At 45.1% G+C, this 15,896-nt stretch carries 17 protein-coding genes; 10 read left to right on the forward strand and 7 right to left on the reverse strand.

Annotated elements, in window-relative coordinates:
* Window positions 1-9: 9 nt before the first annotated feature.
* From ispF to rpoS, 7 genes are read left to right on the forward strand one after another with little or no spacing between them, the layout of a single operon-like run.
* On the forward strand, window positions 10-498 hold the full coding sequence (ispF, locus tag ASC49_RS04805; RefSeq protein ID WP_055462077.1) for a 2-C-methyl-D-erythritol 2,4-cyclodiphosphate synthase: 489 nt from the start codon (window positions 10-12) through the stop codon (window positions 496-498).
* A complete protein-coding gene (truD, locus tag ASC49_RS04810) occupies window positions 495-1,589 on the forward strand; it encodes a tRNA pseudouridine(13) synthase TruD (RefSeq protein WP_055462078.1) in 1,095 nt (364 codons plus the stop codon). Before ispF ends, truD begins: the two co-directional genes overlap by 4 nt.
* Complete coding sequence (gene surE, locus ASC49_RS04815) at window positions 1,567-2,313, forward strand: 5'/3'-nucleotidase SurE (RefSeq protein WP_055462079.1); 747 nt, start codon at window positions 1,567-1,569, stop codon at window positions 2,311-2,313. The genes truD and surE overlap by 23 nt, the downstream gene beginning before the upstream one ends.
* Window positions 2,310-2,972, forward strand: coding sequence for a protein-L-isoaspartate(D-aspartate) O-methyltransferase (locus ASC49_RS04820; RefSeq protein WP_055462080.1), 663 nt, complete (start codon window positions 2,310-2,312; stop codon window positions 2,970-2,972). Before surE ends, ASC49_RS04820 begins: the two co-directional genes overlap by 4 nt.
* Complete coding sequence (locus ASC49_RS04825) at window positions 2,965-3,909, forward strand: DUF368 domain-containing protein (protein ID WP_055462081.1); 945 nt, start codon at window positions 2,965-2,967, stop codon at window positions 3,907-3,909. Before ASC49_RS04820 ends, ASC49_RS04825 begins: the two co-directional genes overlap by 8 nt.
* A gap of 16 nt (window positions 3,910-3,925) precedes the next feature.
* On the forward strand, window positions 3,926-4,750 hold the full coding sequence (locus ASC49_RS04830; protein ID WP_082443700.1) for a peptidoglycan DD-metalloendopeptidase family protein: 825 nt from the start codon (window positions 3,926-3,928) through the stop codon (window positions 4,748-4,750).
* Window positions 4,751-4,781: 31 nt separating this feature from the next.
* The gene (gene rpoS / locus ASC49_RS04835) at window positions 4,782-5,780 is read left to right on the forward strand and encodes an RNA polymerase sigma factor RpoS (protein ID WP_055462082.1); all 999 of its coding nucleotides are present in this window, start codon (window positions 4,782-4,784) and stop codon (window positions 5,778-5,780) included.
* Window positions 5,781-5,868: 88 nt separating this feature from the next.
* Here the strand turns inward: rpoS and ASC49_RS04840 are convergent, their stop codons facing one another.
* Entirely contained in the window at window positions 5,869-7,305 is a 1,437-nt protein-coding gene (locus ASC49_RS04840; protein ID WP_055462083.1) for an AhpA/YtjB family protein, read from the reverse strand.
* 166 nt (window positions 7,306-7,471) lie between these two features.
* Here ASC49_RS04840 and serB point away from each other — a divergent pair, with 166 nt between their 5' ends.
* Window positions 7,472-8,392, forward strand: coding sequence for a phosphoserine phosphatase SerB (serB, locus tag ASC49_RS04845; RefSeq protein WP_055462084.1), 921 nt, complete (start codon window positions 7,472-7,474; stop codon window positions 8,390-8,392).
* A gap of 69 nt (window positions 8,393-8,461) precedes the next feature.
* On the opposite strand, the gene ASC49_RS04850 is transcribed toward serB, so the two are convergent.
* Genes ASC49_RS04850 through moaA form a run of 4 tightly spaced genes read right to left on the reverse strand, consistent with a single transcriptional unit; the run spans window position 8,462 to window position 11,674 of the window.
* The gene (locus tag ASC49_RS04850; RefSeq protein WP_055462085.1) at window positions 8,462-8,887 is read right to left on the reverse strand and encodes a hypothetical protein; all 426 of its coding nucleotides are present in this window, start codon (window positions 8,885-8,887) and stop codon (window positions 8,462-8,464) included.
* Window positions 8,888-8,930: 43 nt separating this feature from the next.
* On the reverse strand, window positions 8,931-10,121 hold the full coding sequence (locus ASC49_RS04855) for a molybdopterin molybdotransferase MoeA (RefSeq protein WP_055462086.1): 1,191 nt from the start codon (window positions 10,119-10,121) through the stop codon (window positions 8,931-8,933).
* A 1-nt stretch (window position 10,122) separates the two neighbouring features.
* Window positions 10,123-10,662: a molybdenum cofactor biosynthesis protein B gene (gene moaB, locus ASC49_RS04860; protein WP_055462087.1), complete on the reverse strand. Its 540-nt coding sequence runs from the start codon at window positions 10,660-10,662 to the stop codon at window positions 10,123-10,125.
* A gap of 16 nt (window positions 10,663-10,678) precedes the next feature.
* Entirely contained in the window at window positions 10,679-11,674 is a 996-nt protein-coding gene (gene moaA, locus ASC49_RS04865) for a GTP 3',8-cyclase MoaA (RefSeq protein WP_055462088.1), read from the reverse strand.
* 145 nt (window positions 11,675-11,819) lie between these two features.
* Here moaA and tesB point away from each other — a divergent pair, with 145 nt between their 5' ends.
* Together tesB and ASC49_RS04875 are read left to right on the forward strand one after the other, a co-directional pair.
* Window positions 11,820-12,689 (forward strand): acyl-CoA thioesterase II, encoded by an 870-nt coding sequence (gene tesB, locus ASC49_RS04870; RefSeq protein WP_055462089.1) that lies wholly within the window; start codon window positions 11,820-11,822, stop codon window positions 12,687-12,689.
* A gap of 126 nt (window positions 12,690-12,815) precedes the next feature.
* Window positions 12,816-14,189, forward strand: coding sequence for a GGDEF domain-containing protein (locus ASC49_RS04875; protein WP_141656791.1), 1,374 nt, complete (start codon window positions 12,816-12,818; stop codon window positions 14,187-14,189).
* On the opposite strand, the gene queG is transcribed toward ASC49_RS04875, so the two are convergent.
* Both queG and ASC49_RS04885 read right to left on the reverse strand, forming a co-directional pair.
* Window positions 14,116-15,186 (reverse strand): tRNA epoxyqueuosine(34) reductase QueG, encoded by a 1,071-nt coding sequence (gene queG, locus ASC49_RS04880; RefSeq protein WP_245624635.1) that lies wholly within the window; start codon window positions 15,184-15,186, stop codon window positions 14,116-14,118. The two genes, ASC49_RS04875 and queG, sit on opposite strands and share 74 nt — an antisense overlap.
* 88 nt (window positions 15,187-15,274) lie before the next feature.
* Window positions 15,275-15,535, reverse strand: coding sequence for a hypothetical protein (locus ASC49_RS04885; RefSeq protein ID WP_055462092.1), 261 nt, complete (start codon window positions 15,533-15,535; stop codon window positions 15,275-15,277).
* Window positions 15,536-15,896: the final 361 nt, after the last annotated feature.

Genomic DNA, 15,896 nt, shown 5'->3' on the forward strand with positions numbered 1-15,896 from the left:
GAGAACTCCATGTTTCCATTTCGAGTCGGTCATGGCTTTGATGTCCACAAGTTTGGTGAAGGGGATCACATTGTTATTGGTGGTGTCACTATTCCTTATGAAAAAGGCTTAGTGGCGCATTCTGATGGTGACGTGGCACTGCACGCGTTAACAGATGCGTTGTTAGGCGCTGTAGCCTTAGGGGATATTGGTAAACACTTTCCCGATACGGATGAGGCCTTTGCGGGGGCTGATAGCCGTGGTTTATTGCGTCAAGCGTTTGCTGAAGTGAAAAACTTGGGTTGGCGCGTCGGCAATGTGGATGTGACCATTATTGCTCAAGCGCCGAAAATGCGTCCACATATTGATGCCATGCGCGCTAACATCGCTGCTGATCTAGAGATCGATATGGATGCGACCAATGTCAAAGCGACGACGACGGAAAAGTTAGGTTTTACTGGCCGTAAAGAAGGCATTGCCGTTGAGGCCGTGGCATTACTCTATCGAGACAATACATGAACACACAGTGGCAGTATGCTTGGACTGAGCCTCAGGCCAGCGCGGATTTAAAAGCGTTTGCCAGTGACTTTCTGGTCGAAGAGGTTCTTGGATTTGAGCCGGAAGGGAAAGGGGAATTCGTTTATCTTTGGGTCGAAAAACAAGGGGTTAACACAGATTATCTGGCCAAGCGTTTAGCGCAGGCTGCGGATATTTCGCCAAGCCGAGTGAGCTATGCTGGTGTTAAAGATCGGCACGCCTGCACACGTCAATGGTTCTGTTTACATATTATTGGTCAAGCACCAGATTTGACAGTCATTGAACAGGTGTTTCGTGACCCAGAAGTGGTTCGTGTGTTACGCCAAACTCGCCATTCTAAAAAACTACGTACCGGCGGCTTGCAAGGTAACCGCTTTGTCTTGCGTCTACGCAATCTGCAGGGAGATCGTGCGGAGATCGAGCAACGTCTCAGTTTGATTGAGCGATTTGGCGTGCCAAATTACTACGGCGAACAACGTTTTGGCATACAGGGCAATAATCTCGTAAATGGCTACGAGTTTGTTATGCCAGGGCGTAAAGGTACTCACAAACTGAATAAAACACAGTCTTTTTGGCTGTCTGCGATTCGTTCATGGTTCTTTAATGAAGCGTTGTCAAGCTTTGTGCAGCAGGGCAGTTGGGATCTACTGAGTATTGGTGATATAGCTCAGCCTAGAGATGGTAGCCAATCGTTTCGTATCAAAGAGTTAACACTTGAACAACTCTACCGAAATCGTAACGGTGATATTTCACCAGTTTTGCCGTTGATTAGCGATGGCTGGCCGATGGGGACGAATCCTGAGCGAGCGCAGGCGATGCAGACGCTTTACCAAAATCATCAAGCCTTGTTGGCAGGTTTGATCTCGTTTGATTTTTCCCGTGATAGCCGTGCGACACGTATTGTGCCAAATAATATGGCGTGGGAATTGCTATCTAAGCAAGGTGAAGCGGACCAGCTAGTATTGCAATTTGATTTGCCAAAAGGTGCGTTTGCTACCAGCGTATTGCGCGAACTGTTTAATATTAATGACAAATCCCAAGAAAAGCATAATGAGATTACTTTTAGCGAATGATGATGGTTTGGATGCGCAAGGTATTCAAACTTTAGTACGGTACTTGGAAAATGACTTTGAATGTACCTTGGTCGCACCGGATCGAGATCGCAGTGGCGCCAGTAATTCTCTGACCTTGACGCGCCCTCTACGTCCAACGTTGGTACGTGAAAGACAGTACAAAGTGGACGGCACGCCAACCGACTGCGTGAACCTAGCCTTGTCAGAAGTGATTGATGGTAAGTTTGATGCAGTGATCTCTGGTATCAATCACGGCCCTAATTTAGGCGATGACGTGATTTATTCCGGTACGGTCGCGGCCGCAATGGAAGCGCGCCATCTAGGGCGGCCAGCGATTGCCGTTTCCTTGGTTGGTAATCGCCACTTTGATACCGCTGCAAAGGTAGTCGGACAACTTTTGCGCGATGCACATACTCTGTCATTACCTCCTAAGGTACTGCTTAATATCAATGTTCCAGATATTCCTTATGCTGAACTCAAGGGTATGAGGGTCACTCGTTTGGGATACCGACATCAGGCTCACCCAGCTATCCCTGCTAACCATCCAAAAGGCTTGGAATGCTATTGGATTGGAGCTTTAGCCGAGCCTAATGATGCCGCAGACGATACTGATTTTTACGCAGTCGCCAATGGTTATGTATCGATTACACCGATTCATACGGATATGACCTGCCATTCGGCGATACATCAATTAAATCAATGGGTAAATGATTTAACACCATGAGCATTGCATTGGATGACCTATTAAAACGTTCATCACCTCGTTCTAGCCAAATGTTAGAGCATTTGATTCGTGAAGGGGTTAGTCATAAAGAATTGCTTGAACTCATGGCAAGCTTGCCGCGTCATGAATTCGTTGAGCCTGCTTTTTCTCACCTTGCCTATAGCCCTACGCCGCTACCCATTGGACGTAATCAGACCATTAGCCAGCCATTGACTGTGGCTAGGATGACCTCGTGGTTGTTAAAGTACTCGCGCTTAGGGCGAGTCTTAGAGATTGGCACGGGGTCGGGTTATCAAACATGCCTTTTGGCGCACTTTTTTAATAAGGTGCATACCATTGAACGCCAACAGAGCTTATATGTCCAAGCTCAAGAGCGCCTTCGTAAAATGCAGATTAATAACGTTGAATTCTTACATGGTGATGGACATTTAGGTTGGCCGCAGAAAGTGCAGATGGATGCCATTATTGTTACTGCTATGGCCAGTAAGGTCCCGTCCGCCTTGACCGATATGTTAAAAGAAAACGGTGTACTGATTATGCCGATTGCCGATGAAGTGCCTTCTATTGGTTGTTGGCGTAGGGTGGGTGATAGATGGAAGCGTTTGGAATCTGCCCCAGCTCAATTTGTGCCGTTACTAGAAGGAAAAGTCGATGCCTAAGTGGCTCAAGATCTATTTAAGTGGTGTACTAATGGGTGCCGCGGATGTCGTGCCTGGAGTCTCAGGTGGCACCATGGCATTTATTGTAGGGATTTATGACCGTTTGATCGCTGCTCTGAGTGGTGTAAATGCCAACAGTTTAAAGATGCTTTGCAAAGGGGATGTAAAAGGGCTCTGGCGTCATTTTGATGGGGCTTTTCTTCTGACATTATTGCTGGGCATTGTCACCAGTATTTTTGCAATCGCTAGTCTGATCACTACTTTGCTTCAAGACTATCCTGTGTGGTTGTGGAGTTTTTTCTTTGGTTTGATCCTAGCATCCGCTTATATCTTAATCCATGAAATGCAACGCTTCCGATTAGCTCACGGTGCTGTGATGTTCATAGGGATCTTGCTTGGTTCAGCCCTATCTATGCTGGTGCCGACACAAGTAGATACGGGGCTATGGATGGTATTTGTTTCAGGTATGATCGCCATCTGCGCAATGATTCTACCGGGAATTTCTGGCAGTTTTATTCTGCTGATGATGGGTATGTATGGCGTTGTTATTTCAGCTGTAAAAGACTTGAATATCGTCGTAATTGCTGTGTTTGCGCTAGGGGCGTTACTGGGGTTATTAAGTTTTTCTAAGCTATTAAATTGGCTACTTCAGCACGCTAAATCCATCACCTTAGCATTCTTGACTGGCATCATGATGGGAGCCTTGGTCAAAGTGTGGCCTTGGAAAGAGGCTCTGTCTTATATTGAAGTTGGCCATAAGCGAATTCCAAGCGAAGAGCACTTATTGTTGCCGTGGAATATGGCAAATTATGAATGGGTCAATGGTTTACTCATTCCCTGTGCTTTGATTCTTTTAGGAGGAGCGTTAGTTTATGGTGCACATTACATCTCCATTACAAAAAGCATACGTTCTGACAACAAAGTAAGAGAAGTGTAAAAAAGGGCTCCCTCGAATGTTAAGCGTAGGTCAACTGAGAGCATTTACCAATTCTATAGCATCACTGACAAGGAGCATCAGTGGTGCGCTGTTGGTGTGTGTATTTGTGACCGGTTGTGCCTACGATAGCTTTCATTATTCTGAGTTAGGTTCCTACAGTAGTAGCCCTAAAACTAAATCGATTCCTGGCTCGGGAATTCACCGAGTACAGTCTGGTGACACCTTGTTTTCTATAGCTTTTTCATATGGCTTAGATTATCGAAAAGTGGCGAGCATTAACGCTATTCCAGCCCCTTATACGATTTATCCAAACCAGAAAATTCGTTTAACGGGTTCAGTAAAACCTATTATACAAACTGCGACAAGTCCTGCCTCTAAACGACCTGAAGTGTCTGTGACAAAAAACTCCACAGCGAAAGTGAACTCCCCTATAAAGCCAGTGTCGACTGTAAAGGTGCCTGATAAAAATGTGTCATCTTGGCATTGGCCAGTGGTAGGCTCAGTTACAAAGGGCTTTTCAAACGCAGGCGTTAGTAGTAAAGGTATAGATATACGAGGTAAGGATGCTGAGCATGTTAAAGCAGCCGCAGATGGTGTCGTTGTGTATGCAGGTAATGGCTTGATTGGTTATGGTAATTTAGTCATAGTGAAACATAACGAAGTGTATCTTAGTGCTTACGCTTACAATGACCGTATCCTAGTAAAGGAAAAACAAAGTGTTCGAGCGGGTGATTCCTTAGCCATCATTGGTGGTAAAGGTACAGAGCGGCCCTTACTGCATTTCGAGGTGAGGCGTGATGGTCAGCCAATTGATCCACTAAAAGTGCTACCCAAAAAATAATAATCATAATTTGGGAATTGAGGAGGGCTATATGAAATCGGTAGAAATGGATAAATCACAAGAAGATATAGTTCAAAATGCTGATGATTTTGACTTCGATGATTTGGATAGCATCGAGGAAGATGACAGCACGGACGAGGATTTTGAGTCTGCCGTCAATGCACGTTATGCAGACGGTGATACTAAATCTCTCGATGTGACTCAGCTCTATCTTAGTGAAATAGGCTACTCGCCACTTTTAACAGCAGAGGAAGAGGTGTATTTTGCACGTCTTGCTCTGAAAGGGGATGAAGCAGCTCGCAAGCGTATGATTGAAAGTAATTTACGTTTAGTGGTTAAAATCTCTCGGCGCTACTTAAACCGTGGGTTAACTCTGCTTGATCTGATCGAAGAGGGTAATTTAGGCCTAATTCGAGCAGTGGAAAAATTCGACCCAGAGCGGGGTTTTCGCTTCTCAACTTACGCAACTTGGTGGATTCGTCAGACTATTGAACGAGCGATCATGAATCAAACGCGTACCATTCGCCTGCCAATTCATGTGGTGAAAGAACTTAATGTTTACCTCAGAGCAGCCCGTGAATTAACACAAAAGCTAGATCATGAGCCTAGCCCAGAAGAAATCGCGCAGATGCTGGATCGTCCTGTTGAGGACGTTCAAAGAATGTTGAGCCTAAACGAGCGTGTTAGCTCAATCGATTCTCCAGTTGGTGGTTTAGATAATGACAAAAGCTTGGTTGAAGTGCTGGCCGATACGCAACAATCCGGCCCTGAAAGTGAACGTCAGGAAGGGGATGTACAGCATAACATCGAACAATTGTTGGATGAGTTGAATGATAAGCAACGTGAAGTGATTGCTCGTCGTTTTGGATTACGTGGTTACGAACCGAGTACCCTAGAAGATGTTGGCTTTGAAATTGGTCTAACGCGAGAGCGTGTACGCCAGATACAAGTCGAAGCATTGCGCAAATTGCGCATGATGTTACAGAATCGGGGGCTTTCTTTAGCAGATGTGATCGATTTAGATCACTAATAAGCTGAGCAGAAATATAAAGCCTAGTTGATGAGCCTCATCAACTAGGCTTTTTTGTTTGCTTGTAGAACAAAATACTAGAGTAAGATTAACTCTCTTCCTCAGGTGTCTGTTCTAAATTCAGTTCGTCCATGTGATCTTTGATTCGCGCTCGATATTTCTCGGACAACCCTTTGACCGCGTAGGCAAGTACTTCACCTTGTTCAAGCTCGATGATTTCCGGCAAGCTCAACACAATGCGGTTTTGGATTTCAGGAACCGTAATGATGTCTTCTGTTAGCACCAACTGGTTATTAGTCTCAGACATGGCTAGAGCATCTGCTGCTTCAATCAATGTTGAGATGCTGTCATCAATTTGGTTTGCTTCATACATCCGAGATAGTGATTCATCACCCTTGTGTAAGCCCATGTGATAAGTAATAGCAGGAATATCTTCGTATAGGTTGCTAACCATCAACTGTTTCAGCAGTTCATGGATAAGCTGAGCACAGCTGGCAGCATTCATATACAGGTTGTCGTCACAGTCTTTTGCTTGAAACAGAATTAAGACGCTATCTTTTTCATATTGGTGTACCTGGCCGTTGTAATGCTCGCTGGCTAAGAATATTGTGCGATAGATAGGGGTTAATAAATTGGCCACTTGTAAAGGTGGCAATTCATCACGCCATTCGTTGAGGTGTTTTAGCTGAATAAACAAAGCACAGGATTCACGTTCAGTGTCTTTGATAATCTGCTCAAAGTTAATTTCAAACTGTCCTTCCTCATCAACAGGAGGGGCGTCATTTTGCTCAGGTTCGACGGCTTGTGGCAAAGGTGCGGTCAACTCAAGTGTCTGTAACTGGCGTACATGACTGATTAATTCATCTGCTTCTAAATAGCTACGTTCTGGTAATGGCGCATTATTTGTACCGTTGGTGTAGGCCTGAAGGGCATCACTGGCACGAGTAATAGGGTTAAAAAGACGTCGAACAATCAAAAGCAGTATCAGGCTGGTGATTGCGCTTAAAAAGATCCCTAAGCCAATCATTAGGTTGCTAATATGGCTTAATGTCGACTGTACTGAGGTTCTATCTAGGGTAATCAGTACATGCCCAACCACATCATCACGAAAACGAATCGGTGAACTAAAGATTCGATGCGTATCGCTCGGACGCATTTCACCCTCATTTGTACTTTGAGTGCCGTTGCGATTGGCTTCCGCTAACAGCTCATCTTTGCGGTTATAAACCCTTGCGCTAAGAATATTGTCGCTTACCACAAGACGGTTTAGTAACACATTTAGGCTGAGCAAGTCATTCGTGAGAATGGACTGGGTTGCATTAAAAGCGGCTTGCGTAGCAAGGCTGCTGCCTAGAATATCTGTTTGTTGGTTTAAGTGTTTATTGACCGCTGAATTAACAGAAAACCATAGAACCGCTAGCGTGATTAAGATTAAGACTAAATAAAACGTCACTACAATGCTCGCAGAGGAGCATTTTCTGATCAGCTGGTGGTATCCGGATGAGAGTTTTTTTAAGGTGTCCATCGACGTCCTAGTGTGTTCTGCTTTGAGGTATCTAATTGATATACCAATAATTAGTTCAAGTTCTAATCTGTTGTCGGATCTAATGCCTATTTCTTTAGAACCTTGTGGTGGTTAGCGTCAGCACGGGGATTTGATATAGTAAGTATCCCCATTATCAGGAGTTTCTATGACAGCTTCGATCACCCTTATTGGCGATAATCTCGCACAATATGAGCCAAGTTTTCAGGCTTGGCTTTCTACACAACAACTAGAGGCTTCCCGAAAAGTTCTCACTAATCAGAAAGATGCCTTTTGTGTTCAGCGCTACGACCTTAGCACTCCCATTACAGATGGTAAATATGGAGAACTTCGCGCAGCGCTATTAGCACTGGCTGATCAAACGGGTATTGATCATATATTGCAGCGATCAACACCTAATATTCGTCAAACGGGTCTAGCTGTGTTTGATATGGATTCTACCTTAATCAAGGCGGAAGTTATGGACGAATTAGCGGTTGAGATGGGGATTGGCGAACAAATCGCAGCCGTGACTGCGAGTGCTATGCGTGGCGAAATCGATTTTGTTCAAAGCTTCACTCAACGCTTATCCTTGTTAAATGGCTTGAGCAGTGATGTCATGGATTCCGTTTATCAACGTATTGAGCACATGGATGGTATCGGAACGTTGATGCAGGTATTACATCATTTTTGTTGGAAAACCGCTATTTTATCCGGTGGATTTACTTACTTTGCAGATCGAGTTCAAACCGACCATGGCATGACGGAAGTGCATGCTAACGTTCTGGAAATTGTGGATTGCAAACTAACGGGTAACTATGTGGGGCCGATTGTTGATGCCAAGCGTAAACAAGTCTTGTTAGCTGAGTTATCTCAAAAATATGCGATACCGGCCAATCAAACTATCGCCTGTGGCGACGGTGCCAATGACTTGTTGATGCTGAATGATGCGGCGCTTGGTGTGGCCTTACATGCCAAGCCGATTGTACGCCAGCAAGCCCCTTGCCCAATGAATCAGCTAGGTTTGGATGGGGTTTTATACTTGCTTGGCTTAAGCAGTGATGAAATAAGCTCACTCGTTAATGCGTAAACTTTTCTGCTAGACGCTCTAAAAGCCCCCAAGAGATCTATAACCATTGGGGGTTTTTGCTATCTGAGTTTAACCATCATGGTCCAGACGAGCAGTCCACTCTTTGGTCAGCACCTCCACAAGACCGTAGCGGCGCAAAGAAAGCGCAGAGGATAGCTCTTCGAAGTTTTGATCCAAATAGTCAAATAAGATTTTTTGGCGCAGCTCAATTAATACTTTAATTTGCTCGCCTTGTTCGAAAGTCACATCTTTATGTTGTAACAATGACTCAAGAACCTGATCGCGACGCTCAATCGTAACGTCGTAATGATGTTTCAACACATAGATAGCAAGATCGAGCATCGAGGCAATAAGCAATTGAAAGGTATGCTCTACTGCCATGATTTCATCTTGTGTCAAAGGGGTTGAGCGCTCTTTTTGACGATGAACATCAAGACGCTTAATCATCGCGTGTTGATGTTCATACAATGAGATTTCCCAGTTTTTATCTCTCACAACGGACTCCTTTACTCATTCTATTATTGCCTTAGAGTGTAGTTTAGAAGGCATTGAAAGGGTAAAAGTCAAAGTAACTATTTAATGTAACATCTTGTTGTGCTGGAACATGTAAATAGCCATCTGTTTGGCTGGCAGCTAGCAAAGCGCCAGAGCTTTGTTGTGAGTGAGGCGTTGCCACACCATGGTTCACATGGACACGCAAAAACTCATCGCGAGATTTATTGCTCTTACGTTCAAACGCACAGATTACGGGTATCGGATCGGGCAGCTCTAATTGTTCGCCAGCAGCTGTTGCTAAGGCAAGGCGAGCAAATAAGTGGAAGGTTACCAGCGTCGAGCTGGGATTGCCTGGTAGTCCAATAAATGGCGTACCAAAGACATTGGCGAACACCAACGGTTTGCCTGGTTTGATGGCAATCTTCCACAAGTGCAGCTGACCATTTTGCTCAATGGTGGCTTTTACATGATCTTCTTCGCCAACGGACACGCCGCCAGAGGAAATAATCACATCCGAGCATTCACTTAATTGTTTTAATGCAGACTCAGTGGCGTCGACGGAGTCCATGGCATGTAGCCGTAAGCTGACATGATGCCCCGCACTCGTTACCAGTGATTCGATCAGTGGCCCATTGGAGTTATAGATCTGACCTGCCGCCAATGGTTGTCCAGCGACTTGTAGTTCATCACCTGTGGTTAAAATACCTACTTTCAATGGTGTAAAGGCTTGTATTTCGGTTATACCGATACTGGCCAGCACTCCAATATCAATGGCGGATAAGCGTTTGCCTTTCTCTAACACCGTTGCGCCAAGGGCTATGTCTTGTCCTGCTGGACGAATGTTATCGTTGATCCTAACTGGATTCAGAAAGCGAACTGAATCACCTACTAGTTCCGTATTTTCCTGCATCACAACTGCATTTGCACCAGCAGGAATCTCTGCACCTGTAAAAATGCGCGCACAAGAATTAGCTGTCAGCGGTGTTGGGGCACAGCCTGCGGCAATGCGTTGTGAGACCAGCAGGCTGTCTGTGTGCTCCAGATCACTAGCGCATAGCGCATAGCCATCCATGGCACTATTATCAGCAGGAGGCACCTGAATACTTGATATCACATCTTCTGCCAGTACTCGACCAAGGGCTTGATTAAGTGGAGTAGTTTCTATCTGAGTAACTCGCTCAAGCGCACCCTTAATATGTTCAATGGCTTCTTTAAATGGCAATAATGGTGCCATATCACACCTCATGAACCGGCGGTTGGTAAGGGCCAAGTAACATGGTGACAAAGTTACATGGACGATGGCGAGCGTCTAGTTGCTCTTTGATGATGCCATTCCATGCTGTACGGCAGGCGCCAGTGGAGCCCGGCAGGCAGAAAATCAGTGTCTTGTTGGCAAGGCCTGCCAAGGCACGAGACTGGATAGTTGAGGTGCCAATTTCTTCGTGAGAAATTTGACGGAACAATTCGCCAAAGCCGTCTACCTGCTTATCTAACAGTGGAATGATGGCTTCAGGCGTGCTGTCACGTGAATAAAAGCCAGTGCCGCCGGTGATCAGCACCACGTGCGCGTTTTCATCGGTAATCCAGTTTGATACAACCGCGCGCATGGCATAGACATCGTCTTTTACCAATGCTCGATCATGCAGGGTATGGCCGGCTTCTTTCAGCATCTCGATCAGCGCATCGCCCGAGGTGTCTTCTGCCAAACCACGTGTGTCTGAAACGGTTAACACATTTATGTTAAGTGGACGAAAAGGAGAAGGTGTTTTAGCCATATAGTGAAATCCTTTATTAACCACCTGTTGCGCTCATGAAACGCAAAATTTGTGGTTCTTCTTCTAGATTAAAATGATGCTTCTCCGGTTTTAAGACCAGAGAATCAATAATAGTTTGTTTTAATAGCTCAACGTTCTCAGGATGAGCACGCATCACGGCTTTTAAATCTTTTGAATGTTCGTTACCAAGGCACATCAGCAGACGGCCTTCTGCGGTCAAGCGAACACGGTTACAGGTGCTGCAGAAGTTGTGACTGTGCGGCGAGATAAAACCGATCTGCTGTGATTCACCAGCGATGTCGAAATAGCGTGACGGACCTCCCGTCGAGCGCTCACTGGCGCTCAGTTGCCAGCGTTTGCCCAAGCGGTCTCTTAGCTCATCACTCGAAATGTAGACTTTAGCTCGATCGTGATGAGAGATTTGCCCAAGTGGCATTTCTTCGATAAAGCTGATGTCCATCTTGTGTGTCAACGCGTATTCGACGAGATCTTCAATTTCATCGTCATTGTGGCCGCCTAAAATGACCGCGTTTAGTTTGAGTTGTTTAAATGGCAAAGCGCAGACGGTCTCGATACCTCGCAGTACTTGATCGAGCTTATCGCGACGAGTTAACTCCTCAAAACGCTCGCGTTTAAGAGTGTCCAAACTGACATTGATACGCGATACACCTGCATCAAATAACTGTTGCCCCATCTTTTCAAGCTGGGAGCCATTGGTGGTGATGGTCAGTTCCTCTAACCCTGGCAAAGCGGCAATTTGTTCAAGTGCCCAAAGAATGTCTTTGCGCACTAAAGGCTCGCCGCCTGTAATGCGAATTTTGCGTGTTCCCAGAGCAACAAATGATGTGGCTACTTGCACGATTTCCTCTAACGACAGGATATCGCGGCGCGGTAAGAACGTAGCGTCTTCGTCCATGCAGTAGGTACAGCGAAAATCACAGCGATCCGTCACTGAAATCCGTAAATAATCTATTTTTCGTCCGAATGGATCGATAAGCATGGAATCTGACACTTGAATTGGCCTCGCTACAATTTTCTAATAGAAGCAAAATTACTCGACAGAGGCAAAAACTCTGTACTGACTGCGACTTGCGTTATGCTCATATAGCGCAATATTTGATTGCAGTTACAGCCACTATTGGAATAGGGGAAACGCAGTGCGTAGTGTTATACATAATTTGATAGATTTACTCACTTTGAATCGGGTATCTGACACTAAATTTGTCGGTAAGAGTCAAGATTTAGGGTTTCCCAAGGTCTTTGGTGGGCAAGTCGTAGGACAAGCACTGAGTGCGGCTGCGCAAACGGTTCCCGAAGAGCGCATGCCTCACTCACTACATAGCTACTTTATCCGTCCAGGCGATGCGACGCAAACGATCGATTACGATGTTGAGCTGATACGAGATGGCGGAAGCTTTAGTGTGCGTCGAGTGATCGCAGCACAGAATGGCGACAAGATTCTAGTGATGACCGTGTCTTTTCAGAAGTTCGAAGACGGTTTATCACACCAAGAATCCATGCCGAATGTGCCAGGGCCAGAAAACTTTAAGTCTGAGCTGAGCTTATTTCAGAAACATGCGGAAGAAATTCCCGTTAAGATTCGTAGTTTATTAACGGCTGAGCGCCCGATTGAATATCGTATTGTAGAAAATCAGAACCCGTTCCGACCACGACCAGGTTTGCCTGCTCGCCATATGTGGATTAAGAGTGTATCGCCTTTGCCAGACAATGAGTTAGTGCATCAATCTATGCTGGCTTATACCACTGACTACGGTTTTTTGGAGACTGCATTACAGCCCCATGGGATTTCAATTGGTAATCCTAATTTGAATATCGCCAGTTTGGATCATTCCATTTGGTTTCATCGTCCGTTTCGTTTAGACGAGTGGTTGCTGTATGTCGCAGATAGCCCTTCAGCCTCAGGTGCTCGTGGTTTTGTTCGTGGAAAAATCTTTGATCGCCAAGGAAACTTAGTCGCTTCGACAGCCCAAGAAGGTCTCATAAGGCTAAGCAAGAATAATTTGTAATTAAATGTAACCTTTAGGTCAATTTTGTTGCGGTTGTGTTAACTTTTATCGTCTTTTAACAATGTGGTAATTCTTATTGGCGCTGGGGCTTTTACTCTAGCAGGGATATATAAGGGTTTTATCGTGGTGCCTCGTAGAAGTGCGGTTCAGTTTATATTAACCAAGTTAATCGCTTGCTACCTTGCTGTGATGGCAATTGTTTTGTCGGTGTTTATTGTTTGGTCTTACCATCATGTTGAGCAGCATCGAGATAACATCGCAACACAATTGAAGTCTTCAGTCGAAGCTGCTCTAAGGCAATCTCCTGATGATGTATCAAAAGCCTTAGAGTGGTTAGCTATTGGCACTAATTTGAGTCAATCAGAAAAGGTTCCGTTACAGGCCATCGCGATACTCAGTGAAGAAGGTCATGTTCTATTCGCATGGCCGGACGCGCAACAAGTGGCAGATACGAATTCTCTCACCTTCAATGTATTAAATCTTAAAGACTCTCCCTTTACTCTTGCCATTGCTTTCTCTGAAACTCTTTTGGAAAACGTCTTTACCCAAGATCTTTGGTTGTTTGTTGTGGTGTTTCTTTGCCAGTTGGCATTACTCCTTATTTTAATGAAGTACTTAGTAAGGCGCGGCATTTCTAGAGCGTTCAGCAGCTTTATGCGTGAGCTGAGCTTAGTGAATCTGCGTCATCCATCCCCTCTGCAAGCGGATTCATTCTTAGGTCAATTTGGCGAATATCGGCAGGTTTTGGCGGGAGTGAATCGTGTGGTTTTGTCTTTGGCCAAATCTAGGGGAGAGTTAACTGAGATCAACCTTGGTCTTGAAAAACATATCCAAGAAAAGACCGCGTCCTTGGCTGAGCGTAATGAAGAGTTGCTGATTCTTAATAAGCAACTATCAATCATTGCTAATACTGATTCCTTGACTCAGGTGTATAACCGTACCCGCTTCGACGTGTTGTTCAAAGAGCATGTGGAGCATGCTAAGCGGCGCAGCACGCCCTTATCGATCTTATTAGTGGATCTGGATGATTTTAAAAAAGTGAATGATCGTTTTGGTCATCAAGCGGGAGATCAAGTGCTCAAGCATGCTGCCCAGTTGATTCAAACCGTGGTGGGGGAGGATGGTGTCGTTGCGCGTTGGGGTGGGGAAGAGTTTGCTGTGCTGTTGCCCTATTTTGATTTAACGAAAGCTGAGGCTAAGGCTGAGTCGTTGCGAGCCAGCGTAGCTAAAGCACGTTTTGAAGAGCAAGAGATTAAAGTGACCACCAGCATCGGTATGGCTCAGTTGAATCAGTTTGAAACAGCATCACAGTTGCTAAAACGTGCAGATGATGCCCTATATGACGCCAAAGGATCTGGTCGAAACCGAGTTATTATCGCTTATTACGAGCAAAACCCTACACAATTAGATCTAGCAGATGGCGAGTTTATTGAGGTCTTCGATGCTGTGTCAGAGCCCAGTCAATGTGTACCAGGAGTTTCTCAGAAGCTCCCATCCTAGCTTGTTCTAGGCTTTCAATAATATCGATTCTTGTGGCGGCATTACCCAGTGCAACGGCGATGTTACGGCGCCAGTTTTCGTAACCTGTTCGGCGAATAGGGGAGCCTTCCGTGTTTTTTAAGAAAGTGTCTTCGTCCCAATTAAACAAAGTCAGCAAGTCTTCATTATCAAGGTTGTGCCGTGGCTGAAAGTCCAGCTCTTGAGTGTGCTTGGCAAACTTGGTCCATGGGCATACTAGCTGACAATCATCACAACCAAAAATCCGGTTGCCCATTTTCGGACGCAGCTCTTCAGGGATAATGCCGTCGTATTCAATGGTTAGATAAGAGATGCATTTGCTGGCGTCTAGTACCCAAGGTTCAACAAATGCATCGGTCGGACATTTGTCTAAACAGGCACTGCAGCTACCACAATGGCGCTTGGAGGTAGGGGCATCGACTGGTAAGGGTAAGTTGGTGAATATTTCGCCGAGCAAAAACCAGCTACCTGCTTTCGGTGATAATAGTAGCGTGTTTTTACCAATCCAGCCCATGCCTGCTTGCTCTGCAATTTGGCGCTCTAATATCGGAGCGCTATCAACAAAAGCGCGATAGCCATGATCGCCAACCGTCTGCTCAATTTTTTTAGCAAGTTGCGTTAAACGCTTGCGAATCAGTTTGTGGTAATCGCGCCCCAAGGCGTAACGCGCAATATAGCCTTTGTCTTTGGTTTGTAGACGTTTAACCGTTTCTACGGATTCTGGTAGGTAAGCCATGCTCAAGCTGAGCACGCGTTGTGTGCCTTCATGCAAATTGGCGGGGGCAAAGCGTAAATCAGCGTGATTGGCTAAGTAGTCCATTTCACCGTGATAGCCTTGTTCTAACCAAGCATTAAAGTCTGTGCGATATTGTTCCAGCTCAGGATCGACAATACGACATTCGTTAAAGCCAAATTCCTTGGCCCATTGCTTAATATCCTGTGTAAGCTGGTGTAAATCGCAATCAGAGAAAGAAGACACAATAGAATCGTTTTTTAAATGCGCACTTTAATAGTGCGGGTTTGGCAAGGCGAAGTAGGAGTATGTGACTCCTACTTTGAGGTATTGCTTAGTAAAGATTGCTGTCGCTTTTAACTGTATCCATCAACAATTTGATGAACAAGCGATCTGCGTCTGAATGTTCTTCAGGGATCTTTAGAGTCGTTTGACTAGAAACTGCTTCGGCAATTACTTGGTAAGCATTCGGTTCGTTGATGTGTTGTTTTGCAATACGAACCAATTCGCCTGATAGTTCCGGTTCCATCAACATTTTGCGAAAGCAACGCAAAAATTCATCGATGATACGTTGTTGATTTAGTTCTGAAGCCATAATGGTAACTCCTTAATTCATAATATAAGTATGACACCATGAAAGCCCTATTAGAGCAAGAAGAATGGCGATAAATACGGCTTTTTCATTGACACACTATGGCGTGCCTGACAAAATGTCCGCTTACGTCGGCAATACCCCGCTGACTATCTCTTCTGATGGTGGCCAACAGCCCCTTCCATACGACTCAGTATAGTCGTTGCACTAAGTATTGTAGGTAGAATTTTAACTGGCAATACTTCTCCTCGCGAAAAGACGCGGGCAGTGTCAAAACTGCGATTTCTTGCGTTTGAGTGTTCCTTGATAATAGGCATCTCATTTGTTTTGCAAACATCGTTTTATCAACTTTTATCTGACCTTG

Origin of the sequence: Marinomonas fungiae (assembly GCF_001418205.1) — a bacterium.
GTDB lineage: Bacteria > Pseudomonadota > Gammaproteobacteria > Pseudomonadales > Marinomonadaceae > Marinomonas > Marinomonas fungiae.

What these genes read in the sequence shown, in the direction of transcription:
- ispF (WP_055462077.1), top strand. Translation starts at nt 10, where the DNA reads ATGTTTCCATTTCGAGTCGGTCATGGCTTTGATGTCCACAAGTTTGGT.
- truD (WP_055462078.1), top strand. Translation starts at nt 495, where the DNA reads ATGAACACACAGTGGCAGTATGCTTGGACTGAGCCTCAGGCCAGCGCG.
- surE (WP_055462079.1), top strand. Translation starts at nt 1,567, where the DNA reads ATGAGATTACTTTTAGCGAATGATGATGGTTTGGATGCGCAAGGTATT.
- ASC49_RS04820 (WP_055462080.1), top strand. Translation starts at nt 2,310, where the DNA reads ATGAGCATTGCATTGGATGACCTATTAAAACGTTCATCACCTCGTTCT.
- ASC49_RS04825 (WP_055462081.1), top strand. Translation starts at nt 2,965, where the DNA reads ATGCCTAAGTGGCTCAAGATCTATTTAAGTGGTGTACTAATGGGTGCC.
- ASC49_RS04830 (WP_082443700.1), top strand. Translation starts at nt 3,926, where the DNA reads ATGTTAAGCGTAGGTCAACTGAGAGCATTTACCAATTCTATAGCATCA.
- rpoS (WP_055462082.1), top strand. Translation starts at nt 4,782, where the DNA reads ATGAAATCGGTAGAAATGGATAAATCACAAGAAGATATAGTTCAAAAT.
- ASC49_RS04840 (WP_055462083.1), bottom strand. Translation starts at nt 7,305, where the DNA reads ATGGACACCTTAAAAAAACTCTCATCCGGATACCACCAGCTGATCAGA.
- serB (WP_055462084.1), top strand. Translation starts at nt 7,472, where the DNA reads ATGACAGCTTCGATCACCCTTATTGGCGATAATCTCGCACAATATGAG.
- ASC49_RS04855 (WP_055462086.1), bottom strand. Translation starts at nt 10,121, where the DNA reads ATGGCACCATTATTGCCATTTAAAGAAGCCATTGAACATATTAAGGGT.
- moaB (WP_055462087.1), bottom strand. Translation starts at nt 10,662, where the DNA reads ATGGCTAAAACACCTTCTCCTTTTCGTCCACTTAACATAAATGTGTTA.
- ASC49_RS04885 (WP_055462092.1), bottom strand. Translation starts at nt 15,535, where the DNA reads ATGGCTTCAGAACTAAATCAACAACGTATCATCGATGAATTTTTGCGT.